We start from the raw sequence: 24,479 nt of genomic DNA, 5'->3' as shown, positions 1-24,479 counted from the left end.
GTGAAGTTTGTGCGAGTCCGATGGCGGTCCCGATGGGCAGGCGAGTGCTGCCCGGTCGGGGCTGCCCTTTGTCGTGAGTAACCGAGCGAAACGAGGTCGAGCGATCATGGCTGAGGCGGCGGTCGAGAAGGAGCGCTCGGCGCCACGATCGCGGTCCTCTCGTGAGGGCGGCGGAGTGGGCGAGCCGGAGCTGCGGCAGTTGCTCGCGGGACTTACTGCCGTGCGGGACGGGGACTTCGGCACGAGGCTGCCGGACGAGGGCGACGGACTCATCGGAGAGATCGCCACCGTCTTCAACGGCATGGTCGACCAGCTGTCGCTGTTCACCTCCGAGGTGACCCGGGTGGCCCGGGAGGTCGGCACCGAGGGAACCCTGGGCGGTCAGGCCGTCGTGCCGGGCGTCTCCGGGACCTGGGCGGACCTGACCGACTCGGTGAACGCCATGGCGGGCAATCTGACCACCCAGGTCCGCGACATCGCCCAGGTGGCGACGGCGGTGGCCAAGGGCGACCTGTCGCAGAAGATCGACGTGGACGCCCGGGGCGAGATCCTGGAGCTGAAGGACACCGTCAACACGATGGTCGACCAGCTCTCCGCCTTCGCCGACGAGGTCACCCGCGTCGCTCGCGAGGTCGGCAGCGAGGGCCGGCTGGGCGGCCAGGCCCAGGTGCCGGGTGTCGGCGGCGTCTGGCGGGACCTGACCGACTCGGTGAACCTGATGGCCGGCAACCTCACCGACCAGGTCCGCAACATCGCCCAGGTCACGACGGCCGTGGCCAAGGGTGACCTGTCGCAGAAGATCACGGTCAACGCGCGCGGCGAGATCCTGGAGCTGAAGGACACCATCAACACGATGGTCGACCAGCTCTCCTCGTTCGCCGACGAGGTCACCCGCATGGCGCGTGACGTCGGTACCGAGGGCATCCTGGGCGGCCAGGCCGACGTCAAGGGCGTCTCGGGCACCTGGCGGGACCTGACCGACTCCGTGAACAGCATGGCCGGCAACCTGACGGACCAGGTGCGCTCGATCGCGCAGGTGGCCACCGCGGTGGCCGGCGGCGACCTGTCGCAGAAGATCAAGGTCAACGCCCGGGGCGAGATCCTGGAGCTGAAGGAGACCATCAACACGATGGTCGACCAGCTCTCCGCCTTCGCCGACGAGGTCACCCGCGTCGCCCGCGAGGTCGGCACCGAGGGCAACCTCGGCGGCCAGGCGACCGTCCGCGGTGTCTCCGGCACCTGGAAGGACCTCACCGACAACGTCAACGTCATGGCGTCGAACCTGACGGGTCAGGTGCGCTCCATCGCCCAGGTCGCCACGGCGGTGGCGCGCGGCGACCTCTCGCAGAAGATCACCGTCGAGGCCAAGGGTGAGGTCGCCGCGCTCGCGGGCGGCATCAACACCATGGTCGACACGCTCTCGGCGTTCGCCGACGAGGTCACGCGCGTGGCGCGCGAGGTCGGCACCGAGGGCCAGCTCGGCGGCCAGGCCCGCGTGCCCAACGTGGCCGGCACGTGGAAGGACCTCACCGACAACGTCAACTCGATGGCGAACAACCTCACCAACCAGGTGCGCAACATCGCCCTGGTCACCACCGCGGTGGCCAACGGCGACCTGTCGAAGAAGATCGACGTCGACGCCCGCGGCGAGATCCTGGAGCTGAAGACCACCATCAACACGATGGTCGACCAGCTCTCGGCGTTCGCCGCCGAGGTGACGCGCGTGGCGCGCGAGGTCGGCAGCGAGGGCAGGCTGGGCGGCCAGGCCGAGGTCGAGGGCGTCTCGGGCACCTGGAAGCGCCTGACCGAGAACGTGAACGAACTGGCGGGCAACCTCACCCGGCAGGTACGCGCCATCGCCGAGGTGGCGAGCGCGGTCGCCGAGGGCGACCTGACCCGCTCCATCACGGTCGACGCCTCCGGTGAGGTCGCCGAACTGAAGGACAACATCAACACCATGGTCGAGTCGCTGCGCGAGACGACCATGGCCAACCAGGAGCAGGACTGGCTCAAGTCCAACATCGCCCGCATCTCCGGCCTGATGCAGGGACACCGCGACCTCGCCGTGGTCGCGGAGCTCGTGATGGACGAGCTGGCGCCCCTGGTGGCCGCGCAGTACGGGGCCTTCTACCTCGCCGAGGAGGCGGACGGATCCACCGACCTCAGGCTGGTCGGGTCCTACGGCCGCCCGGTCGAGTCCGCCGGCCACCGGCGCTTCGGGCTCGGGGAGTCCCTGGTCGGGCAGGCGGCGCGCAGCAGACGGCCCATCGCCGTCCAGCAGATCCCGGCGGACTACGTCAGCATCTCGTCCGGGCTCGGGCAGGCCGTGCCGGGCAGCCTGATGGTGGTGCCGATCCTCGTCGAGGACCAGGTGCTCGGCGTCATCGAGCTGGCGTCGTTCGAGCAGTTCACCCCGGTGCACCGGGACTTCCTGGAACAGCTGATGGAGACGCTGGGGGTGAACGTCAACACCATCGTCGCCAACGCGCGCACCGACGAACTCCTCGAGGAGTCCCAGCGGCTCACGGCCGAACTCCAGGCCCGCTCCACGGAGTTGCAGGTCCAGCAGGACGAACTGCAGCGCTCCAACGCCGAACTGGAGGAGAAGGCGGCCCTGCTGGCCTCCCAGAACCGCGACATCGAGACGAAGAACCTGGAGATCGAGCAGGCGCGCCAGGAACTGGAGGCCCGGGCACAGCAGTTGTCCCTCACCTCCAAGTACAAGTCGGAGTTCCTGGCCAACATGAGCCACGAGCTGCGCACCCCGTTGAACAGCCTGCTCATCCTCGCCCAGCTCCTCGCGCAGAACCCCACCCGCAACCTCACCGCGAAGCAGGTCGAGTACGCCGGCATCATCCACTCGGCGGGCTCCGACCTGCTCCAGCTCATCAACGACATCCTCGACCTGTCCAAGGTCGAGGCGGGCAAGATGGACATCACCCCCGAGCGGGTGGCGCTGCGCAAGCTCCTGGACTACGTCGAGGCCACCTTCCGGCCGATGACCACCCAGCGGAACCTCGAATTCACCATCAGCACCGCGCCCGACGTCCCCGCCGAGCTGCGCACCGACGATTCGAGGCTGCGCCAGATCCTGCGCAACCTGCTGTCCAACGCGGTCAAGTTCACCGAGCGCGGCAGCGTCGAACTCCGCATCGAGATGGCCGGGGACAGCGAGGTGCCGGCGTCCGTCCGGCGCGGCGAGGCCATGCTCGCCTTCCGGGTCAAGGACACCGGCATCGGCATCGCCGAGCACCAGCTCGAAGCGATCTTCGGCGCGTTCCAGCAGGCCGACGGCACCACCAGCCGCAAGTACGGCGGCACCGGCCTCGGCCTGTCCATCAGCCGCGAGATCGCCCACCTCCTCGGCGGCGTGGTCGTCGCCGCCAGCACGCACGGGCAGGGCAGCACGTTCACGCTCTACCTGCCGGTGACCCGCGCCGAGTGGGAGAAGGCCGTGGGCGCCCCCGCGCCCCCCGCGCAGATCGCACCCGTGCGTCCGCAGGACGACGGGCCGGGCAACCCCCTCGCCGCCCCGGAGCCCCGGCAGCGGCGCCGGCTGCTCGTGGTCGAGGGGCGGGCCCGCGGCCTGCTGTCCCTGGTCGCCGAGAGTGCCGTGGCCGACCTGTCCGGCGGCCGCGACCTCTCCGTGAAGTCGGCGGACGCGGGCATCGAGGTCATCACCGCCGTCGGCGCGGTGGAAGCGGCCGAGAGCCTGGCCGCGGGGGCCTGCCACTGCGTCGTCCTCGAACTCGACATGCCGAAGGACGAGGCGCTGCGGTTCCTCGACGCGATGGACGGCGACACCGCCGTGACCTCGGTGCCCGTCCTCGCGCACAACAGCCGCCGGCTGGACCCGGAGCACGAGCAACGCCTCCAGTCCCGGTCCCTGACCCGGCCCCTGGAACTGATCTCCAGCCTCGACGAGCTGCGCGAGCGCATCGCACTGCACCTGTCCGCCGAGCAGCCCGGCGACGTGGTCCCGCTGGTGCGCGGGGATGACGTCGGCGAGCAGCGGCCTCCGCAGGCGGCCGGCGGCGGACTGTCCGGACGGCTCGTGCTGGTCGTGGACGACGACGCCCGCAACCTGTACGCCATCAGCGGCATCCTGGAGATGCACGGCGTCGAGGTCCTGCACGCCGAGAACGGACGCAAGGGCATCGAGACGCTGCGCGCCAACCCGGAGATCGACCTCGTCCTGATGGACGTGATGATGCCCGAGATGGACGGCTACGCGGCGACGGCGGAGATCCGGCAGGACCCGGCCTACGCGACGCTGCCCATCATCGCCGTGACGGCGAAGGCCATGCCGGGCGACCGGGAGAAGAGCCTGGCCTCCGGCGCCAGCGACTACGTCACCAAGCCGGTCGACGCCAACGATCTCGTCGCCTGCATGGGGCGCTGGCTCAGTGAGGAGTCGGCAACACAATGACCACCTCGACACCCCGTGAGGACCCCGCCCGCGAGGACGTACCGTCCCCGTCGGAGCTCTCCGCCCCGCCGGGTCACCAGCCGCCCGAGGCCGAGACGGAGCGCAGCGGCGTGGGGCGGCTCGCCGCGACGGTGGAGCGGCTGCGCGGCGAGATCCTCGCCGCGCAGGCGGCCGCCGACGGCCGCGCCCTGATCGAACTGGCCAAGGGCGTGCTGGTCGAGCGGCTGCGGTGCGGTCCCGCCATGGCCGCGCGGCAACTGGCCTCGCTCGCCGACGAGGCGGGCGTCTCCCAGCTGGAGCTGGCCGCGGACATCATCAACCAGTCGGCCCAGGACCGCCTCGCCGAGATCGCCAGCGGTTTCGCCAGCCGGGCCAACGGCGAACCGGACGCCGAGCCGGCCGCGACCTCCGTCGGCGTGCGCCTGCGCACGGCGGAGAGCGGCGCGCTGGCCTCGGGCGACACGCAGGCGGCCGCCCAGTCGCTCCTCGCGCACGCCCTGACCCCGCTGGGCGCTTGCGCCGTCGCCGTGTGGAGCGCGGGGACCGACGCGTCCCTGACCCTGGCCGGGCACGCGGGCTTCGGAGCGGTCGAGGCCGACCGCTGGCGCTACGTACCGCCGGGCGTGTCCACCCTGGCCCGCCGGGCGCTGACCGAGCGGCAGACCGTGCACGTCACGGACATGGCCGCGCAGGGCCTGCCGTCCGTGGGCCGGGCCCAGCACCCCCGCGGCGGCCGCATCGCCCTGCCGGTGGGCACCGGCGGCCGCGTCAGCGGCGTCCTGGAGATCTGCTGGCCGGACCCGCTGGAACCGCAGACACCGCAGATCCTGCGCCAGATCGAGGCGCTGGCGGAGCTGTGCGCCCACACCCTGGAGAGCCGTCCGGACACGGCGGCCGCGCCCTCGGTGGACACCTGGGTGCCCGCGCCGGAACTCGCCGAGCTGGTCGAGCTGGCCGAGGGCCTGTACGACCCCGCCCTGGTCCTGATCCCGCACCTGACCGCGGAGGGACAGCTCACGGACTTCCGGGTCCACCACGTCAACAGCAGCTTCGTGGACCCCGCGGGCCGGCCGCGCAGCGCGGTGAACGGAGCGCTGCTGCTGGAGGCCTACCCCATGGCCGTCAGCGGCAGCGAGCTGTTCGACAGGATCGAACGGGTCTACGCGACCGGCGAGCCGTTCCGCACCCGCCGGATGACCCTGACCGCGCTGGTCGGCCAGGTCTCGCTCGCCGCGGTCGCCGACGTCAGCATCAGCCGGCACGGTGGCTGCGTGCTGCTCATCTGGCGCATCGAGGACGAGGCCGCCCGCCTGGCCCACCTCCTGCAGCACGCCCAGCGCCTGGGCAGGATCGGCGGCTTCGAGGAGAACCTCACCACGGGCGAGGTCACCTGGAACGATCAGCTGTTCGATCTTTACGGCCGGCCGCACGACGCGTCGCCCGTGCCACTGGAGGCGCTGACGTCGTACGCCCACCCCGACGACGCCACCACCATCCGCCGCTTCCTGCGCACGGTCCTCCATCACCGCCGGTCGTCCACGGCCGCCTTCCGCCTCGGCCGCCCCGACGGCGTCACCCGGCACATGCGGGTGATCGCCGAACCGGTGCTCGACGCCGACGGCAGACTGCTCTCCGTACGAGGCGCCTACCAGGACATCTCCTCCCAGCACTGGACGGAGGTGGCGCTGGCGGCGACCCGCGACCAGCTGGCGCACACCGAACAGCAGGCCGCCGAGAGCAACCGCCTGACCCTCCAGCTGCAACACGCGATCATGCCGCCCACCCAGGCCCCGCTGAGCAGCCCGGGGCTGCAGATCGCCGTGCGGTACCGGCCCGCGGAGTCGGAGTCCATGGTCGGCGGGGACTGGTACGACGCGGTGACCCTGCCGTCCAAGCAGATCCTGCTGTGCGTGGGCGACGTGGCCGGACACGGCATCGAGGCCGCCACCAGCATGGTGGTCCTGCGCAACGCCATGCGGGGGCTCGCCGTCACCGGGGCCGGACCCGGGCAGCTGCTGTCCTGGCTCAACATCGTGGCCCACCACCTGACCAGCCAGGTCACGGCCACGGCCGTGTGCGGCCTGTACGACCCGGAGCGCCACACCCTGCGCTGGGCGCGCGCCGGACACCTGCCCCCGGTACTGCTGCGCGGGCAGGAGGCGGCACCGCTGCCCCAGGCGGGCGGTATCCTTCTGGGCGCCCTGTCCGACGCCTCTTACGAGGAACAGGAACTGAGCCTGGAACCCGGTGACATCCTGCTGATGTACACCGACGGACTGGTGGAGCGCCGTGACGAATCGGTGCAGGACTCCCTGGCCCGTCTGTTGACCACAGCGGGACCCCCCACCGCGAACCTGGAGCAGCAACTCGACAGACTGCTCACGCACAGCGCCTCCGACACCGATGACGACACCTGTCTCATCGGCGTCCGGGTCACCTGAGCGCGACGTACGGGACGGAAGCAGAGGGACGACGTGAACGAGCCGCATGGGGGGAAAGTGAAGGCCGATGAAGCGCCGCCGTCCGGCGAGCGACTGCACATCTGCCCCCTGCCGGACCGCGCCGGCCTGGAGGTGGCGGGCGAGGTCTGCCTGCCCACGCACGCGGCGTGGGAGCGGGCCCTTGAGCGGGCGGCCCGGCGGCAGCACGGCCCGTACCACTTCGACCTCTCGGCACTGACCTTCATCGACATGGCCGGCGCCACGGCCCTGGCGATGACGGCCCAGGGTCTGCACGGCGAGCAGCGGCTCGTTCTGGAGAGCCCGCCGCCTGCCCTGAGCCGTCTGCTGGAGCTTTTCTGGCCCGATCTGTCTGCAATCGAGGTGGCCACATCATGAGTGCCGTGACCGAGACCGAACCCTTCGTCCACCCGGCGCTGTTCTACCGGGGCGAGCGGGACTACGTGGCCGGCACCGTACCGTTCGTCGAAGAGGGCCTGGACGCGGGTGAGGCGGTGGCCGTGGCGGTCCCCGGGCCGAACCTGGAGCTCATCCGCGACGTGCTGGGCCCGCGCGCCGCTCAGGTACGCCTCCTCGACATGACGCAGGTGGGCCGCAACCCCGGCCGGATCATCCCGCGGGTGCTGCGTGCCTTCGCCGACGCCCACCCCACCGGGCGGGTGCGGATCATCGGCGAGCCCATCTGGGCCGGGCGCACCCCGACGGAGTACCCCGCCTGCGTCCAGCACGAGGCGCTGATCAACCTCGCCTTCCAGGGCCGCGCGGCGACCATCCTGTGTCCCTATGACCTGGAGCGGCTGGAAGAAACGGTCCTGTCCGACGCCTACGCCACGCACCCCACGGTCATCGAGGCCGGTCGGCACGGCCCCAGCGCGGCCTACGCCCCCGAAGCGGTGATCTCCCGCTACAACGAGCCGCTGACCGCGCCCGCCGACGTGCCGCAGACGCACTACACGGCGCAGACACTGCCCGACGTACGGCATTACGCCACCGGTCGGGCGGCGGAGCTGGGCCTGCCCGCGTCCCGGCTGGACGACTTCGCCCTGGCCGTGGCCGAGCTGACCACCAACAGCGTGGTGCACGGGCAGGGGTCCGGTGCGCTGCGGGTCTGGGCGCAGGACCGCTCCGTCGTCTGCGAGGTGCGTGACGAGGGGGTCCTCGCCGACCCGCTCGCGGGCCGCCGCCCGCCGCCCCCGGGCCAGAGCGGGGGCAGGGGACTGCTGCTCGTGCACGTGGTCGCGGACCTCGTCCGCATCCACACCGACCCACAGGCGGGCACGACCATCCACGGCCACTTCCACTGCTGACCGCCGGCGCCCGGCCGGTGGGGGGACGGGCCCGGCGCCGCCTGCGGGCTGTCGGTCAGCCCTGGACCTGGGCGGGGTCCATCCACATGAACTCCCAGGTGTGGCCGTCCAGGTCGTCGAACGCGCGACCGTACATCGTGCCGTAGTCCTGGACCTTGCCGGGCGTGGCACCGGCGGCGACGGCCTTGTCGACGATCTCGTCGACCTGCTCGCGGCTCTCGGCGCTCAGACACAGCATCGCCTCGCTGGTCTTCGCGGAGTCCGCGATCTCCTTCTGCGTGAACTGCGCGTAGTGCTGCTTGCTCAGCATCATCACGACGATGGTGTCGCTGATGACCACGCACGCGCTCTCGTCGCCGGAAAACTGCGGGTTCAGGCGGTAGCCGAGGCCGGTGAAGAACTTCTTCGACGCCTCGACGTCGTCCACGGCGAGGTTGACGAAGATCATCTGCTGGTACATGGGCGTCTCTCCCGGTGAGTTGCGTGTGCTGTGCACGTCTGCCGTACGCGTGTGTCGTACGGAGGGTTAGACGGCGGACCGGCACCGAACTCATCGCTCGTCGCGCTTTTTCTCGCACAAATTTCTCAACGGGTGAGCGGGAGCGCCGCCAGCTCCGCGACGACCCAGGTCAGCGGGGCGAAGACGGCGGTCAGCGCGCCGGCCCGCAGCGCCGCCGAGCCGCGCAACACGGTCGCGGGCGCCCCCAGTCGCAGCAGCGCCGCCGTGGTGTCCGCGCGGGACTGGCGGGCCTCGACGGCCGCCGTGAGAAGGGTCAGCACGGCACAGCCCGCCACGAGCAGCCCGCCGAGGGCGGTGAGCGGGCCGATGCCGGGACGCGGACCGGCGTACAGCACGGCGGAGGCGTACGCGCCCGACGCCACCGCGCACAGCACGCCGAGCGGCCGTCCGATGCGCCGGGCCTCCTCTTGCAGGACCCGCCCGGCGAGCAGCCGTACGGCGCCCGGCCGTGCCGCCTGGAGGATCCGGCCGCAGAGGTGTGTGAGGCCGGGGCCGGCGAGCGCGAGGCCGAGTGCGGTCAGGGCCCAGCCGGCGAGGACGCCCGCGGGGTCGCCCGTGACGCCGCCGCCTGGCAGCGGCAGGCCCGAGCCGGCGCCGGACCTGCCCGCGTACGTCTCCACGGCGAGGCCCGCCGCGAGCAGCGCGACGCCCCAGGGCAGGCCGCTCGGGGGCGGGGCGGGGGCGTCCGGTTCCTGCGCGGCCTCGGCGGTCCGGGCGCCGGACGCCCCCGGCTTGCCCGATGCGGGGCGCAGCGCGGCCGCGCTCGCGGCGGAGGCGGCGACCGGCACCACGGTGAGCAGGGTCAGCGTGGCGGCGAGCGGCAACGGCCGGTCGGCGGCGAGGACTTCGGCCGCCGCGCCGTCGAAGGGCAGGCCCGTCAGGTCGCCGCGCAGATGCAGGAAGCAGAGCAGCGCCAGCAGGGAGCCCAGTACGCAGGCCAAGGCCGTGGAGATCGCGGCGAGCACCATCAGGCGTCCCGGACCGAGACCCACGGCGGAGAGCCCGGCGCGGGGCCGGGTCCCCGGGTCGGCGCGGGCCACGGCGACGGCGAAGTACACGGTCGCGGCGATCGGCGCGACGCACCAGGCGAGCCGCAGCACGGAACCGGCCCCCGGGTGCCGCATGGCGTACGCCAGGGTGCACAGCAGCAGGAAGCCGGTGCCGGCGGACGCGCCGGCGACGAGCAGCCGCCGCAACTGGACGAGGGGGTGCGCCCCGCGGGCTAGACGGAGAGCGAGCACGCGGGCCGACCTTCCGCGTCGGAGACACCGGACCCGGGGCGCGCCCCGGCACGCGGCGCGTCCGGGGACCCCGGGCCCTGGGGGGCGTCCGAGGCGCTTGGGGCTACGGAGGCGTCCGGGGCGTCTGGGGTGCTGCTCTGGGTGTCCGGGGCGTCTGAGGTACCGGGGGTGCCCGGGGTGCCCGAGGCGTTCGGGGCGCTCAGGGCGTTCGGGGTGTCCGAAGTGTCCGAGGCCGGATCGTCCGGGGCGTCCGGCGTGTCCGAGGCACTCGGGGCATCCGAGGTGCTCGGGGCGTCCGAGGCGTCCGAGGCGTCCGGCGTGTCCAAGGCGCTCGGGGCATCTGAGGTGTCCGAGGCCGAGGCATCCGGGGCATCCGAGGTGCTCGGGGCGTCCGAGGCGTCCGAGGCGTCCGGCGTGTCCAAGGCGCTCGGGGCATCTGAGGTGTCCGAGGCCGAGGCATCCGGGGCATCCGAGGTGCTCGGGGCATCCGAGGCGTCTGAGGTGTCCGGGGCCGGATTGTCCGAGGCACCCGAGGCACCCGAGGCACCCGAGGCACCCGAGGCACCCGAGGCACCCGGGGCGTCCGGGGCGTCCGGGGTGCTCGGGGCGTCCGGGGTGCTGTTCAAGGCGTCCGTGGTGTTCGGGGCCCCTGTGTCCTGGGAGCCGGGGGGAGCGGTGTCCCCGGAGTCGGGGGAGGGCGTGGGAGCACCGTCGGCGGCCTCCGCCCCGGCCGAGGCCGCCGCCTCCGCGTCCCGCGCCGGGCCCGTCGGTGCGGGGGTGCCGGTGAGGGGTGGCAGGTGGAGCGTGTTGACGCGGCGGCCGTCCAGGAGGGTGACGGTGCGGTCCGCGAGGGCGGCCAGGTCCTGGTCGTGCGTGGCGAGCACGACCGTGATGGCGTGCGAGCGGGCCGCGGTCATCAGCGTGCGCAGGACGTGCGCGCGGTCGGCGCGGTGCAGCGGGGCGGTCGGCTCGTCGGCGAAGATCACGGTCGGTGTGGTGACGAGCGCGCGGGCGACGGCGACGCGCTGGCGCTCGGCCTGGCGGAGGTCGTGCGGCCGCTTGCGGGCGCAGCCGCCGACGTCGAGGCGGTCCAGCCACTCCTGGGCGGCGGGCCTGGCGACGCGGTGCGGGGCGCCGCGCAGCAGCAGCGGCAGGGCGACGTTCTCCCAGGCGCTCAGCTCGGGCACGAGGTGGGGCGCGGGGTCGATCCAGCCGAAGCGCTCCCGGCGCAGCCGCTCCCGCACCAGGGGACCCATGGTGTGCACGGGCGTGCTGTTGAACCAGATCTCGCCCTGCTGGGGCGGCAGTTGGCCCGACAGGCACCGCAGCAGGGTCGTCTTGCCACTGCCGCGCGGGCCGTTCACGGCGAGGATCTCGCCCTCGCGGACACCGAGCGAGACGCCGGTGAGGGCGGGGGAGCCATTGTGTGTGACGTGCAGTGCGCGTGCCCACAGCACGTCGTTGTCCGGCGGGGCCACCATGGCGTACACCTCGGTTCAGATCAGTTTGCCTCCCCCGTACGGGGGAACGAAGGCGGGGCCGATCGGTCACTGGGCACGCTAGGGATTCGGGCGGACTTGCCCGGAAAGGACGCGGCCCGGGGGCGCCCGTTCTCACTCGAACGGGCGCCCCCGGGCCGGTGCTGATCGGACAATCACGCCCGATCGGCCGAAGCTCAGAGCTTCGTCCAGGCCTCCGTGAGGACCTGCCGCAGGATGCCCTCGATCTCGTCGAAGGTCTCCTGGGTGGAGATCAGCGGCGGGGCGAGCTGGACGACCGGGTCGCCGCGGTCGTCCGCGCGGCAGTACAGGCCGTTGTCGTAGAGCGCCTTGGAGAGGAAGCCGTACAGGACGCGCTCGGTCTCCTCGTCGTTGAAGGTCTCCTTGGTGGCCTTGTCCTTCACCAGCTCGATGCCGTAGAAGAAGCCGTTGCCGCGGACGTCGCCGACGATCGGCAGGTCGTGCAGCTTGCGCAGGGTCTGGTAGAACGCGTCCTCGTTGTCGAGGACGTGCTGGTTGAGACCCTCCTTCTCGAAGATGTCGAGGTTGGCGATGCCGACCGCGGCCGAGACCGGGTGGCCGCCGAAGGTGTAGCCGTGCAGGAAGGTGTTGTCACCCTTGTAGAACGGCTCGGCGAGCCGGTCCGAGATGATGCAGGCGCCGATCGGGGAGTAGCCCGAGGTCATGCCCTTGGCGCAGGTGATCATGTCCGGGACGTAGTCGAACTTGTCACAGGCGAACATCGTGCCGAGGCGGCCGAACGAGCAGATGACCTCGTCCGAGACGAGCAGCACGTCGTACTTGTCGCAGATCTCGCGTACCCGCTGGAAGTAGCCGGGCGGCGGCGGGAAGCAGCCGCCCGCGTTCTGCACCGGCTCCAGGAAGACGGCCGCGACCGTCTCGGGGCCCTCGAAGAGGATCTCCTGCTCGATCTGGTCGGCGGCCCAGCGGCCGAAGGCGACCGGGTCGTCGCCGTGGATCGGGGCGCGGTAGATGTTGGTGTTCGGCACCTTGTGCGCGCCCGGCACGAGCGGCTCGAAGGGGGCCTTGAGGGCTGGCAGACCGGTGATGGACAGGGCGCCCTGCGGGGTGCCGTGGTAGGCGACCGCGCGGGAGATGACCTTGTACTTCGTGTGGTTGCCGGTCAGCTTGTGGTACTGCTTGGCCAGCTTCCACGCGGTCTCGACGGCCTCGCCGCCACCGGTGGTGAAGAAGACCTTGTTGAGGTCGCCCGGCGCGTAGTTCGCGAGGCGCTCGGCCAGCTCGACGGCCTTGGGGTGGGCGTAGCTCCACACCGGGAAGAAGGCCAGCTCCTGCGCCTGCTTGTAGGCGGTCTCGGCCAGCTCGTGACGGCCGTGGCCGGCGTTGACGACGAAGAGTCCGGACAGACCGTCCAGGTACTTCTTGCCCTTGTCGTCGTAGATGTAGGTGCCCTCGCCACGCACGATGGTGGGCACGGGTGCGTTCTCGTAGTCCGACATGCGGGTGAAGTGCATCCACAGGTGGTCGTACGCGGTCTGGCTGAGGTCCTTGCTCACGGCTATCGGGTTCCCCACATATAGGTCTGCTTCTTGAGCTTGAGGTAGACGAAGCTCTCGGTGGAGCGCACGCCGGGGAGGGCGCGGATGCGCTTGTTGATGACCTCCAGGAGGTGGTCGTCGTCCTCGCAGACGATTTCCACCAGGAGGTCGTACGAGCCCGCGGTCATCACCACGTACTCGGCTTCCGGCATGGCCGTCAGCGCGTCCGCCACCGGATCGAGGTCGCCCTCGACGGTGATGCCGACCATCGCCTGCCTGCGGAAGCCCACGGTGAGCGGGTCCGTGACGGCGACGATCTGCATCACGCCCTGGTCGAGCAGCTTCTGGACGCGCTGGCGCACGGCCGCCTCGGACAGGCCCACGGCCTTGCCGATGGCGGCGTACGGACGGCGTCCGTCCTCCTGGAGCTGCTCGATGATCGCCAGGGATACGGCGTCCACCGGAGGGGTGCCGTTCCCATTGCCGCTGCCGCCCGGATTTCCGGTGCGGGAGCCGCGGGGGCTGTTGGGGTCTGCGCTGCGACTGGCCACGACTTCACTGTGCACGACGTCTCGTCACTTCCGCAAGACCAAACCGATGAAATTCGTTGTCTGCGACTTCAATACTCACGGATTCCGCAGTTGTGGGGCGCTGGGTATGTTGAAAGCGTCGGTACAGCGACTACTGTGGGTGTCTCATCCACTGGACATCTGACTGGAGGGCCGGAAGTGAGCACCGAGCTGCGCCGTCTGCGCAACTACATCAACGGAGAATTCCGGGACGCGGCCGACGGACGGACCACCGAGGTGATCAATCCGGCGACCGGCGAGGCGTACGCCACCGCGCCGCTGTCGGGTCAGGCCGACATCGACGCCGCCATGAAGGCCGCCGCCGACGCGTTCCCCGCCTGGCGCGACCAGACGCCCGCGGAGCGGCAGAAGGCCCTGCTGAAGATCGCCGACGCGTTCGAGGAGCGGGCCGAGGAACTGATCGCCGCCGAGGTCGAGAACACGGGCAAGCCGATCGGACTCACGCGGTCCGAGGAGATCCCGCCGATGGTCGACCAGATCCGCTTCTTCGCGGGCGCGGCCCGGATGCTGGAGGGGCGCGCCGCCGGCGAGTACATGGAGGGCCTGACCTCCATCATCCGCCGCGAGCCGATCGGCGTCTGCGCGCAGGTCGCGCCGTGGAACTACCCGATGATGATGGGCGTATGGAAGTTCGCCCCGGCCCTCGCGGCGGGTAACACGGTCGTGCTGAAGCCGTCGGACACCACCCCCGCCTCGACCGTCCTCATGGCCGAGATCATCGGCTCCATCGTGCCGCCCGGCGTCTTCAACGTCGTCACCGGCGACCGCGACACCGGCCGCGCCATGGTCGAGCACCCCACCCCCGCGATGGCCTCCATCACCGGCTCCGTGCGCGCCGGCATGCAGGTCGCCGAGTCCGCCGCCAAGGACCTCAAGCGGGTCCACCTGGAACTGGGCGGCAAGGCGCCCGTCGTCGTGTTCGAGGACACCGACATCGCCAAGGCCGTCGAGGACATCTCGGTCGCGGGCTTCTTCAACGCGGGCCAGGACTGTACGGCCGCCACGCGCGTGCTCGTCCACGAGTCCATCCACGACGAGTTCGTGACGGCGCTCGCCAAGGCCGCCGCCGACACGAAGACCGGGCAGCCGGACGACGAGGACGTGCTCTACGGCCCGCTCAACAACGCCAACCAGCTCAAGCAGGTCGCCGGCTTCATCGAGCGGCTGCCCGCGCACGCCAAGGTCGAGGCGGGCGGCCAGCGGGTCGGCGACAAGGGCTACTTCTACGCCCCGACCGTCGTCTCCGGCCTCAAGCAGGACGACGAGATCATCCAGAACGAGGTCTTCGGCCCCGTCATCACCGTGCAGTCCTTCACCGACGAGGCGCAGGCCGTCGAGTACGCCAACGGCGTCGACTACGCGCTGGCGTCCTCCGTGTGGACCAAGGACCACGCGCGCGCCATGCGGATGTCCAAGGTGCTGGACTTCGGGTGCGTCTGGATCAACACGCACATTCCTCTCGTGGCCGAGATGCCGCACGGCGGCTTCAAGAAGTCCGGGTACGGCAAGGACCTTTCGGCCTACGGGTTCGACGACTACACGCGCATCAAGCACGTGATGACGTCCCTCGGTTAGTCGGAACCCGCGGGTGGGTGGGGGCTGGTCGCGCCCACGCGGCGGAGCCGCACATGTCACAGCCCCGCGCCCCTTCGGGGGCGTCCCGCTGCCCGGTGCTTAATCGTGTGACCGTCTCTCCGCCCCCGCGTACCGTTGGGTACGCGGGGGCGGCTCCGCGGTGTGCTTCCTTCTTTCTTCTTATGCAAAAAGATCCGTAGCGCATCCACTCCCCGCCCCCGCTTCTCCACGCGCCACGGGGGTGGGATCCGATGACGTCCGATGACCTCGCCGAGTTGCTGCTGCGCCGCCGGCAGAGTGTGTACGTGCCTGCCGGGCCCGGGCGGTCCGCCGAGGTCGACGCCGGGGTCGTCGTCCTCGAAGCCGAACTCGCCGACCGCGGGCACCTGTTGACCACCGGCCTGCGCCGCGCGCTGACCGGCCTGTCCGCCGCGGACCTCGCCGCGACCGGCCGCGGGCTGCTCGCCGACGTCGACGCCCTCATGGGCTCCGACCGCCGGCACGCCCCGCTGTTCCAGCGCTTCCCCGACGAGATCCCCTACCGGCTCGCCCACGACCGCTACGCCTCGGCCGTCCTCGCGCGCCTGGCCGCCCAGCCGCACCAGCCCTGCATGAACTGCGCGAACACCAAGGGGCGCGTCCGCGCTCTGGGGCCCTGCGCCCATCTCCTGTGCGACGACTGCCTGGGCAAGGAGAAGGACTGGGGCTGCTGCGACGAGTGCTGCGTCTGGTACGCCTGCCCGGTCTGCGAGAACCGGTACGAGACGGACGGGCCCACCCACCCGTGGCTCGACACCGGCGCCGGACTCGGCGGGGACGGCGGCCCGGTCCTGCGCGTCCTGCGCCTCGCCGCGCCCGGCGACACCGCCGCCGAACTCTCCGCGCTGCTCGCCCGCCGCACCCCCCTGAGCCCCCAGGACCACGACGACCTGCTCCTGCTCCTCGGGCACACGGACCCGCTCGCCGCCGCCGACTGGCTCCCCGAGGCCGTCCCGCTGCGCGAGAGCAAGGCCCTCGCCCTCGCCCCGCTCCTCGACGTCCCCGAAGTGCGGCCCCTCGTCGGACGGTACGCGGACACCGCCACGGACATTTTGCGGATCCTCGTCGTACGGTCCGGCGGCGACCCCGACCTGCTCGAACCGCCGCGCCTGCGCGGTCTTCCGCGCCCCGTGCGCCGCGCACTGCTCGGCCTGCTCGACCGCCTCGACCTCGGGCGCCTCACCGAGGACATGGCCCGCCACCCGCACGCCTGGAAGCGGGCCGGCGAGATCCTGCACCCCTTCGAGGGCGCCCACCGGCACGCCCGCGCGGCGCTCGCCTTCGCCGTCCTGCGCGGGACGCGCCTCGGCGCCGGCGCGCTCGGCGAGGTGCTGCTCACCGAGGCGGCCCGGCACGACGACGTCCGGCTCGTGGGCGACCGGCTGCGCGTGCTCACCTGGCAGAGCCGCGTCGAAGAGGCCCTGGACCGCTGGGACGTCACCTCCGCCGCCGCCCTGCTGCGCGAGCGCCCGGGCGAACTCCTGCGCCGCCTCGACCTGCTGCTGGCCCGCTCCGGCGCGACCACCCTGCCCCAGCCGGTCGCCGAGGCCCTCGCCCACGCCCTGCCCCGCACCGCGCCGGGCCCGCTGCTCGGCGCGTACGGCCGCATGAAGGTCCGTACCGCCCCGGGGCACCGCCGCGTCTTCTTCCCGCGCGGGCGGGTCACCAAGGCCTACGCCGTCGAGGACCACCGGCCGCCGCTTCCCCCGCTGGTCGCGGGCCGGGCCGGGGAGCTGATCGAGGCCGAGGCCGTCCGGCGTCTCGCCGCGCAGGAGGGGCAGCGCTACGACCTGGCCGTCCTGGACGCCTCCCTCGCCGATCTGCCCGTGCCGTTCGCCGAGCGCGCCTCGGCCGCCTCCCTGGTCGCGGTGCCGCGCGGCAGCTCGCTGCCCCTGCCCGCCGACGGCGAGACCGTGCGGCTCTTCCTGCACTGGCTCCAGCCCAAGGGCACCCGCGTCGACCTCGACCTGTCCGTCGCGCTCTACGACGACCTGTGGCGCTTCGTCGGCCTGTGCGACTACACCCACCTGGAGTACGCGGGCGGCGCCGCCCGGCACTCCGGGGACCTGACGTCGGCGCCCGCCCCGCACGGCGCCACCGAGTACCTGGACCTCGACCTGCCGCGGCTCGCGCACGCCGGGGTGCGGTTCGTCGTGCCCGCCGTCCTCTCGTACAACGACGTGCCCTTCGACGAACTCCCCGACGCCTTCGCGGGTTTCATGGCGGTCCGGGGGAAGGAGCGGGCCGATTACGACCCCCGGACCGTGCGGCAGCGCTTCGACCTCGCCGGCGACGCGAAGCTGCGGGTCCCGATGATCGTCGACCTGCGCGCGCGGCGCGCGTGGTGGGCGGACGTCACCCTGGCCACCACGGGGACCGGCCACGACGTGTGGCGCTACCGCGGGCCGATCCGGCGCCTGGGCAACGACCTGCTCGACACCTTCCGGCCGTGCGGCCGGGCCACCCTGTGGGACCTGGCGTGCTGGACGGCCGCCGCCCGCACCGACGGCGAGGTGTACGTACGCGGCCGCGGCCACGTCCTGTGGGGCTACCGCCGCGCGGCGGACGAACCGCGCGCCGACTTCGCGCTGCGCGTGCGCGACGGCTGGGAACCGGACGCGCTGCGCGCCGCACCCGAACTGACCGGCCGCCGCGCCCTTCTCGCCCTGCTGCACGGCGAGTTGGCGGGAGCGCGAGAGGCGGCGGCCGGCACGGTGTACCGCCTCTACCCGGGCCCGGTCGACGCCGCGCCGCTGGAGCGGATCACCGCCGGGGACCTCATGGCCCGGCTGGAGCCCGCCGGGTGAGTCGCGCGAGGACGCGGCGGTCGACAGGGTGTCGGGTCAGCCGCGCCCCGCTCGACGCAGCGTCCATTGCCCGCCGGGGGTGGGCGGGCGCATGCTGCCGGAGTGCGAGCGAACCCCATGGCCCCCGTGTCCCGCCGGTCCCTGCTGCGCGCCCTCGGCGGGGGCGCGGCCCTCGGCGCGCTCGCGGGCTGCGGGGTGCCCGCCGCGTACATCGCGCCGGACGAGCGCTCCGCCCGTGACCACTCGGCCGAGGACCGGCGGCTGGCCTTCGCCAACTGGCCGCTCTACATCGACACGGACGACGAGGACGAGACGCGGCGCCCCTCGCTCGCCGCCTTCGAGCGGCGGACCGGGATCGACGTCCGCTACACGGAGGAGATCAACGACAACGACGAGTTCTTCGGCAAGATCAGCCCGTCCCTGATGAACCACCAGGAGACCGGGCGCGACCTCATCGTCATCAGCGACTGGATGTGCGCCCGCTTCGTCCGGCTCGGCTGGGTGCAGGAGATGGATCGCTCCCGCCAGCCCAACGTCACCAAGTACCTGGACCCGCTGCTGCGTTCGCCGCACTTCGACCCGGGGCGCAGGTCCACCGTCCCCTGGCAGTCGGGCATCACCGGCATCGCGTACAACAAGCGGAAGCTCGGCCGCGAGATCAAGCAGGTCTCCGATCTGTGGGCCGACGACCTCAAGGGCCGGGTGACGCTGCTCTCCGGCCTGGACGAGGCGTTCGCGCTGCTGCTCCAGGGCGACGGCGTCGACGTCACCCGGTGGACGGCCGACGACTTCCACCGGATGTGCGACAAGGTCGAGAAGCTGGTGCACGGCCACCACCTCCGCCGCTTCACCGGCAACGACTACATCAAGGACCTCTCCAGCGGCGACGTGCTGGCCTGCCAGGCCTACAGCGGGGACGTCATCCAGCTCCAGGCGGACGACCCGGACATCGAGTTCGTCGTCCCCGAGGAGGGCGCCGAGCTGTGGGCCGAGTCCCTGATGATCCCCAACCTCGCCCGCCACAAGCGGAACGCCGAGCGGCTGATCGACCACTACTACGACCCCGAGGTGGCCGCGGACCTGGCCGCCTGGGTCAACTACGTCTGCCCCGTCCCGGCGGCCCGCGACGTCCTCGCCTCCGCCAAGGACAAGGAGCGGGCGGCCCTCGCGGAGGACCCGCTGATCTTCCCGGACGACGCCATGCGGGCGCGGCTCGCCATCGCGCGGGACATCACGCCGAAGGAGCGCACGGAGTTCGCCAGGCGGTGGAACGCGCTGGCAGGGCTGTAGGGCGCTTCCCGCCCCGGCCCCCGCGTGCTCCCGCATGGTTTTGGCCGAGTTGCCCGCAGCCCTGAGCGGCTCTCGAACCGGCGTGCGGTGCGCTCACCGGGGCGCGAGTCATTCGGATCAAGGAGCACGGGCACCGGCCGGTTGGCGTGAATGCGGTGGCGGCCATAACCGGCTTGGTGCGCGGGTTGACACGCATATTCAGCCGATCCTAGAGTCCAAAGTCTGTGCATGCTAAACGAAGTCGTTTTTGGTATTGCGGGCCGGTCGGACACGGCCATGCCTGAAATAGGCTGTCCATAAACAGCGCGTTTTCGTGGCGACAGGGGTCGGCAGATGAAGAGAGTGCTCCTCACGACCGCTCCGAAAGAGGCTTTGATCGAGCCCGACGGTGTCGGTGGGAACTGGTACGACCGGACCGACACCTATATGGCCTGGACTTGTGCGGTGGATCTGGAGGACCGGCTCTCCGTCACCTGTCCGCCGACCGGGCTCCGATTCATCAAGCACAATGTGCCGGACGTCGAAATCCTCGAGTATCCGACCTGGGACGAATATCTCGCCGCCTTACGGTCCGAGAAATGGGACATGGTCGGCGTCAGCTTCTACACGTGGTCCACCCCGGTCGCGATCGAAATGGCCAAGGCGGCACGCGAGGCCGGTGTCCCTGAGATATGGGCCGGGAACTACGGCGTCCTTTCCCCGGGCATCGACGCCTACTTCACCAAAAAGGTGAAGGGCGCGGGCGAGGCGCCGATCCACGAATACGTCTACGGCACGCCACTGCCCCGGGTGCGGCACCCGGCCATGCTCGGCGAGAGCGGATTCCGCGGGCTCAAGTCCCCGGTCGGCTATCTGTACTCGAAGCGCGGCTGCAACATCGGGTGCACGTTCTGCTCGACGCCGATCTTCAATCCCAAAGAAGAAGCCATCTTCATGGAGGACACCTACGCGGCGCTCGACGCGTACCGGGACGCCGACGTCGCCCACGTCATCATCTACGACGAGAGCTTCTTCCTCACCAACACCCTGGCCGAGCAGGTGGTCGACGCCCTCGCGGAGCGCGAACTCCCCTGGATCTGCCTCACCCGCGCCGACCTGATCCGTGGCCGGATCCCCGAGCTGACCGACCGCTACATGGACGGGGCGATCGTCGGCATCGAGTCGTACCGGGACAAGAACGTCGCCGACGTCAAGAAGCGCGACGACGTCTACAACGTCCGCCAGACGGTCCGCGAACTGATCGACAACGGCCGCCGCGCCCTCGGCACCTTCATGGTCGGGTTCGCGGAGGACACCATCGAGGACATGCGGTTCGACATCGAACAGCTCAGCGAGGAAGGGCTGTTCGCCTGCCAGCTCACCCTGCTGACCCCGTTCCACGGCACCCGCCTCTACCGGCAGATGGAACACCTGGTCGACGAACCCGACCTCAGCAAGCACGACCTGTACAACCTGGTGTGGAAGCACCCGAACATGGACCGCAGCGAGGCCCGCGATCTGCTCGCCTGGGCGCAGCGCAAGGTCAACGACCCCGACCGCATCGCCGCCACCCTCAAGCAGGAGATGAAGGCGAAGGTGCGCCGGGAGTTCGCACGCCGTCATCGCTCGACGCCGCTGAGCCCCTCGGGATCGCCGGCATGAGAAGCCTCAACATCCTCTGCGTCCAGCTGAGTTTCCACGAGGCGTATCCCGACGCGTCCACCTTGGCGACGACGTACAACGACGGCATCTACTACGTCGCCTCGTTCGTCCAGCAGGAATTCCCGGACGCGCGGGTCGAGATGTGCCAGATGTTCTGGGGGCAGAAGCCGCAGGACTTTCCCCTGGCCGAGTACGACTACATCCTCATCTCGGCACTCGCCACCCACTTCTGGTCGAACATCGAGACGGTCGAGCTGATCCAGCGCGCCAAACGCCCGGGCTGCGTCGTCATCATGGGCGGCCCGCACGCCGCTTTCGCCCCCTACGAGGCGCTGCGCTACGCCGATTACGCGGTGATCGCCGAGGGCGAGATCCCCGCCGTCCAGCTCATCAACGCGCTGGAGAGCGGCGACACCCTCACCGAGGTCGACAACCTGGCCTACATCGGGGCCGACGGCGACCTCGTGGTGAACAAAATCGCCCGCTACGGGAACATCGCCACCGCCATCAACCCGAAATTCCTGGCCGGCGCGCCGAAACTGCACTGGGCCACCGTGTCGATGTCCCGCGGTTGCCCCTTCGCCTGTTCCTTCTGCTACGCCATCCGCTTGCTGGGACGCCGGTTCCGCACCAAGACGGCACAGGACGTCCGTACCGAACTGGACGCCATCTACCGGCAGACCGGGTGCAACCGCTTCTACGTCACCGACCTGAACTTCACGACCCGCAAGGACTACTGCCGGGAAATCGCCGAGACCTTCCGGGACCGCGACTACAAGTTCATCGCCATGAGCCGGGTCAACCACGCCGACGACATGGATCTCGTACTCGACCTCAAACGGTCGGGGTTCGACGAATACTGCCTGGGCGTGGAGTCGGAGGACCCCAGCGTGCTCCAGGCGTTCAACAAACGCGTCGACCCCTCCGAGCAGACCCGGCGCCTGCTGCGCTTCGCGGAGAACGACATCGCCATCCACTCCGCGATCATCTTCGGGCTCGACGTCCAGGACCGGCCGGCCATCGAGGCCACCGCCCGCTGGTGCGCCGAGGCCCGCATCATGCACCCGGTGTTCGTCTGCCTCGCCGAGTACCCCTTCCAGAACCTGCTGTACGGGGCGCGCCAGGACGTCGAGGACCACCGGATCATCATGGAGGTGCCGACCTACCAGCACTACTCCTTCGTCGGGATCTTCCCGCGCGAGATGCGCCCCAGCGAACTGCAGCGCGGCATCCTGGACAGCTACGACATCTTCTTCAAGCGGGCGTTCGAGATCGAGACGCGGCCCCAGCGCCGGGCCCGCCTGAAGGCCTACTCCCGCAGCGTGGACCGCGGCCGGGAGGGGATGCGCCAGCACATCCACTTCCTCGAACAGCTGGAGAAGCCGTACTACACCGCGGCCGGAACCCTGCGGGAGGACCTGCTGAAGGCCGACTTCGACGCACGGCACGGGGAACTGCGCGAGTGGCTGGCGCGCTCGTCCAAGACCACCGACGTGGAATTCGTGAAGAGATACGCCCGATGACGGCGGAGCGCCCGGCGCGGACCGTCATCGACGCACTCCTCGACCACGCCGACCGCACCCCGGACCGGTTCGCGTTCCACGTGATCGAGCGGTCCGAGGAGGAGTTCGCCCTCACCTACGCCGACGTCCGCCGCCTCGTCGCCGGGACCGTTGCCGGGCTGCGGGCACACGGCATCGGGGAGGGGGACCGCGTCCTGCTCGTCCTGCCCACCTCACGCGACTTCCTCGCGGTCTACCTGGGCTGCCTCTACGCGGGTGTGGTGCCGGTGGTCGCGGCGGAACCGGCCGGGAGCGGCCCGCACCACGCGGCCCCTCTGCGCGGCCTCACCGACCAGGCGCGGGCCACCGCGGTCGTCGCGGCCCCGGAACTCGCCGACCCGCTCGGCGCCTTCCTGCCGGTCGCGGTCACCACCCCCGAGGCGCTGCGCGGGGAACCCGTCACCCTCGGCGCGCCGCGGGCGACCCCCACGTCCCTGGCCCATCTCCAGGCGACCTCCGGTTCGACCGGCGCGCCCAAACTGGCCATGGTCCGGCACGGCAACATCACCGCCAACGTCCGGGCGATCGCCGGGGCGATCCGCGCGCGACCCGACGACTCACTGGTGAGCTGGCTCCCCCTCTTCCACGACATGGGCCTCATCGGCATCTCGTACGCGCTGCACGCCCACATCCCGATGGTGCTGGCGGACCCGGTCACCTTCCTGCGCAACCCGATGTCCTGGCTGCGCTGGATCAGCCGGCACCGGGGGACCCTCTCGCCCGCGCCCAGCTCCGCGTTCCACATCTGCGCGCGGGTGGCCAAGCGGCGGCCCCCCGGCGATCTCGACCTGTCCTCCTGGCGCGTCGCGCTGTGCGGCGCGGAACCGGTGCACGAGGCCACCCTGCGCGAATTCCAGGCGGCCTTCGGCCCGTTCGGGCTGCCCGAGACGACGCTGCGACCGGTGTACGGGCTCGCGGAGGCGACCCTGGCGGCCACCATCTCGGACGTCGACCGGCCCTACGCGGTCGACCGGGTGGACGCGGAGGCCGTCTCGGCCCGGGGGCGCGCCGAGCCGCGCCCGGCCGGTGATCCGCGCAGCATGAGCATGATGTGCGTGGGCCCCGCCGTCCCGGGCCATCGGCTGAGGGTGGTGGACGGCGACGGAAGGCCGCTGCCCGACCGTGTGATCGGCGAGATCGAGGTGTCCGGGCCCAGCCTGATCGACGGCTATCTCCCGGCACAGGAGGACGCCACGCGCTCCGAGCCGCCGGAACAGGGCGCCACCACACGGATCGGCCCGGCCGACGAGCGGCTCAAACGGCCGGACGGCTACCTGCGCACCGGCGACCTCGGCTACCAGGTCGACGGCGAGCTGTACGTCACCGGCCGCCGCAAGGAGATCGTGATCATCTCCGGCCGCAACTACATACCCGACCAGATCGAGAGGTTCGTCGAGGCCGTCGCCAAGAGCCCGCGCACCCCCGCGGTCGTCGCCGTCGGCGTCCCCGACCCGATGCTCCGCACCGAACAGCTGCATCTCCTGCTCGACGAACGCATCGGTGAGGGCCGCGACCGGCGGCACGTCACCGACGAGGTGCGCGCCGCGCTGGCCGAGGCGTTCGGGATCAGCGGCGTCACCTTCCACTGGATCCGGCGGGCGCAGCTGCCCCGGACCACCAGCGGCAAGATTCAGCGCCATCTCTGCCGAAAGATCATCGAGGAACGCCCGCCGTTCCGACGTACCGACGAATCGAAGCGCGTGACCTCCGGAGGGGCACCAGATGCAGGATGACAAGCGGGACCAGGAGCTTTTCGAGAGGATCGTGCAGCACATCGGCGAGTTCGTCGAGACCGACGTGTCCCATCTGACCCCGCAGTCGAACATCGGCAACTCCATCGAGGGCATGAGCTCGCTCAAGATGGTCGAGCTGCTCCTGTTCCTGGAGGACTGCTTCGGCGTCGACTTCGACGAGTCCGTCATGGACGATCTGCAGACCATGCGGGATCTGGAGCAGTACATACGGCGGACACTGGACGCCTCGGAGCAGCGGGCCTGACG

15 protein-coding genes and 1 pseudogene are annotated in these 24,479 nt (G+C 71.2%); 11 read left to right on the top strand and 5 right to left on the bottom strand.

From position 1 onward, the window contains the following. Positions 1 to 106 precede the first annotated feature (106 nt). Genes ACZ5GP_RS31520 through ACZ5GP_RS31505 form a run of 4 tightly spaced genes read left to right on the top strand, consistent with a single transcriptional unit; the run spans position 107 to position 8,195 of the window. A complete protein-coding gene (locus ACZ5GP_RS31520; RefSeq protein WP_468754107.1) occupies positions 107 to 4,429 on the top strand; it encodes a HAMP domain-containing protein in 4,323 nt (1,440 codons plus the stop codon). After that, a complete protein-coding gene (locus ACZ5GP_RS31515; protein WP_468754106.1) occupies positions 4,426 to 6,870 on the top strand; it encodes a SpoIIE family protein phosphatase in 2,445 nt (814 codons plus the stop codon). Before ACZ5GP_RS31520 ends, ACZ5GP_RS31515 begins: the two co-directional genes overlap by 4 nt. Positions 6,871 to 6,903: 33 nt before the next feature. Next, positions 6,904 to 7,266, top strand: a complete 363-nt coding sequence (locus ACZ5GP_RS31510) for an STAS domain-containing protein (protein WP_468754105.1) — start codon at positions 6,904 to 6,906, stop codon at positions 7,264 to 7,266. After that, a complete protein-coding gene (locus ACZ5GP_RS31505; protein WP_468754104.1) occupies positions 7,263 to 8,195 on the top strand; it encodes an anti-sigma factor RsbA family regulatory protein in 933 nt (310 codons plus the stop codon). The genes ACZ5GP_RS31510 and ACZ5GP_RS31505 overlap by 4 nt, the downstream gene beginning before the upstream one ends. Positions 8,196 to 8,250: 55 nt before the next feature. Here the strand turns inward: ACZ5GP_RS31505 and ACZ5GP_RS31500 are convergent, their stop codons facing one another. The 5 genes and pseudogenes from ACZ5GP_RS31500 to ACZ5GP_RS31480 form a co-directional block, all read right to left on the bottom strand. Further along, positions 8,251 to 8,655: a VOC family protein gene (locus ACZ5GP_RS31500; protein ID WP_468754103.1), complete on the bottom strand. Its 405-nt coding sequence runs from the start codon at positions 8,653 to 8,655 to the stop codon at positions 8,251 to 8,253. A 125-nt stretch (positions 8,656 to 8,780) separates the two neighbouring features. Then, a complete protein-coding gene (locus ACZ5GP_RS31495) occupies positions 8,781 to 9,956 on the bottom strand; it encodes a hypothetical protein (RefSeq protein ID WP_468754102.1) in 1,176 nt (391 codons plus the stop codon). 764 nt (positions 9,957 to 10,720) lie between these two features. Continuing rightward, positions 10,721 to 11,437 (bottom strand): annotated as a pseudogene (locus tag ACZ5GP_RS31490) (ABC transporter ATP-binding protein); the annotation flags it as partial. A 194-nt stretch (positions 11,438 to 11,631) separates the two neighbouring features. After that, positions 11,632 to 13,011, bottom strand: coding sequence for an aspartate aminotransferase family protein (locus ACZ5GP_RS31485; RefSeq protein ID WP_358579146.1), 1,380 nt, complete (start codon positions 13,009 to 13,011; stop codon positions 11,632 to 11,634). Next, entirely contained in the window at positions 12,996 to 13,541 is a 546-nt protein-coding gene (locus tag ACZ5GP_RS31480; protein ID WP_358579149.1) for an Lrp/AsnC family transcriptional regulator, read from the bottom strand. The genes ACZ5GP_RS31485 and ACZ5GP_RS31480 overlap by 16 nt, the downstream gene beginning before the upstream one ends. A 162-nt stretch (positions 13,542 to 13,703) precedes the next feature. Between ACZ5GP_RS31480 and ACZ5GP_RS31475 the strand changes: the two genes are divergently transcribed. The 7 genes from ACZ5GP_RS31475 (at position 13,704) to ACZ5GP_RS31445 (ending at position 24,477) form a co-directional block, all read left to right on the top strand. After that, positions 13,704 to 15,140, top strand: a complete 1,437-nt coding sequence (locus ACZ5GP_RS31475; RefSeq protein WP_468754101.1) for a gamma-aminobutyraldehyde dehydrogenase — start codon at positions 13,704 to 13,706, stop codon at positions 15,138 to 15,140. Positions 15,141 to 15,391: 251 nt separating this feature from the next. Beyond that, a complete protein-coding gene (locus ACZ5GP_RS31470; protein ID WP_468754100.1) occupies positions 15,392 to 17,986 on the top strand; it encodes an MXAN_6230/SCO0854 family RING domain-containing protein in 2,595 nt (864 codons plus the stop codon). A gap of 117 nt (positions 17,987 to 18,103) precedes the next feature. Beyond that, positions 18,104 to 19,276: a polyamine ABC transporter substrate-binding protein gene (locus ACZ5GP_RS31465; RefSeq protein ID WP_468754171.1), complete on the top strand. Its 1,173-nt coding sequence runs from the start codon at positions 18,104 to 18,106 to the stop codon at positions 19,274 to 19,276. A gap of 333 nt (positions 19,277 to 19,609) precedes the next feature. Further along, complete coding sequence (locus tag ACZ5GP_RS31460; protein ID WP_468754099.1) at positions 19,610 to 20,917, top strand: B12-binding domain-containing radical SAM protein; 1,308 nt, start codon at positions 19,610 to 19,612, stop codon at positions 20,915 to 20,917. Continuing rightward, positions 20,914 to 22,440, top strand: coding sequence for a B12-binding domain-containing radical SAM protein (locus tag ACZ5GP_RS31455; RefSeq protein WP_468754098.1), 1,527 nt, complete (start codon positions 20,914 to 20,916; stop codon positions 22,438 to 22,440). The genes ACZ5GP_RS31460 and ACZ5GP_RS31455 overlap by 4 nt, the downstream gene beginning before the upstream one ends. Next, a complete protein-coding gene (locus ACZ5GP_RS31450) occupies positions 22,437 to 24,212 on the top strand; it encodes a fatty acyl-AMP ligase (RefSeq protein ID WP_468754097.1) in 1,776 nt (591 codons plus the stop codon). The genes ACZ5GP_RS31455 and ACZ5GP_RS31450 overlap by 4 nt, the downstream gene beginning before the upstream one ends. Beyond that, positions 24,202 to 24,477, top strand: a complete 276-nt coding sequence (locus ACZ5GP_RS31445; RefSeq protein WP_468754096.1) for an acyl carrier protein — start codon at positions 24,202 to 24,204, stop codon at positions 24,475 to 24,477. Before ACZ5GP_RS31450 ends, ACZ5GP_RS31445 begins: the two co-directional genes overlap by 11 nt. The last annotated feature ends 2 nt before the right edge of the window (positions 24,478 to 24,479 follow it).

It is taken from the genome of Streptomyces sp. NPDC031466, assembly GCF_055581265.1.
The sequence above is the reverse complement of the archived record's forward strand: the minus strand, read 5'-3'. Positions and strand labels throughout refer to the sequence as shown.

Bases quoted from the DNA above. Each gene is read 5' to 3' on its own strand.
- ACZ5GP_RS31520 (WP_468754107.1), top strand. From the start codon at position 107: ATGGCTGAGGCGGCGGTCGAGAAGGAGCGCTCGGCGCCACGATCGCGG.
- ACZ5GP_RS31515 (WP_468754106.1), top strand. From the start codon at position 4,426: ATGACCACCTCGACACCCCGTGAGGACCCCGCCCGCGAGGACGTACCG.
- ACZ5GP_RS31505 (WP_468754104.1), top strand. From the start codon at position 7,263: ATGAGTGCCGTGACCGAGACCGAACCCTTCGTCCACCCGGCGCTGTTC.
- ACZ5GP_RS31500 (WP_468754103.1), bottom strand. From the start codon at position 8,655: ATGTACCAGCAGATGATCTTCGTCAACCTCGCCGTGGACGACGTCGAG.
- ACZ5GP_RS31470 (WP_468754100.1), top strand. From the start codon at position 15,392: ATGACGTCCGATGACCTCGCCGAGTTGCTGCTGCGCCGCCGGCAGAGT.
- ACZ5GP_RS31465 (WP_468754171.1), top strand. From the start codon at position 18,104: ATGGCCCCCGTGTCCCGCCGGTCCCTGCTGCGCGCCCTCGGCGGGGGC.
- ACZ5GP_RS31460 (WP_468754099.1), top strand. From the start codon at position 19,610: ATGAAGAGAGTGCTCCTCACGACCGCTCCGAAAGAGGCTTTGATCGAG.
- ACZ5GP_RS31455 (WP_468754098.1), top strand. From the start codon at position 20,914: ATGAGAAGCCTCAACATCCTCTGCGTCCAGCTGAGTTTCCACGAGGCG.
- ACZ5GP_RS31450 (WP_468754097.1), top strand. From the start codon at position 22,437: ATGACGGCGGAGCGCCCGGCGCGGACCGTCATCGACGCACTCCTCGAC.
- ACZ5GP_RS31445 (WP_468754096.1), top strand. From the start codon at position 24,202: ATGCAGGATGACAAGCGGGACCAGGAGCTTTTCGAGAGGATCGTGCAG.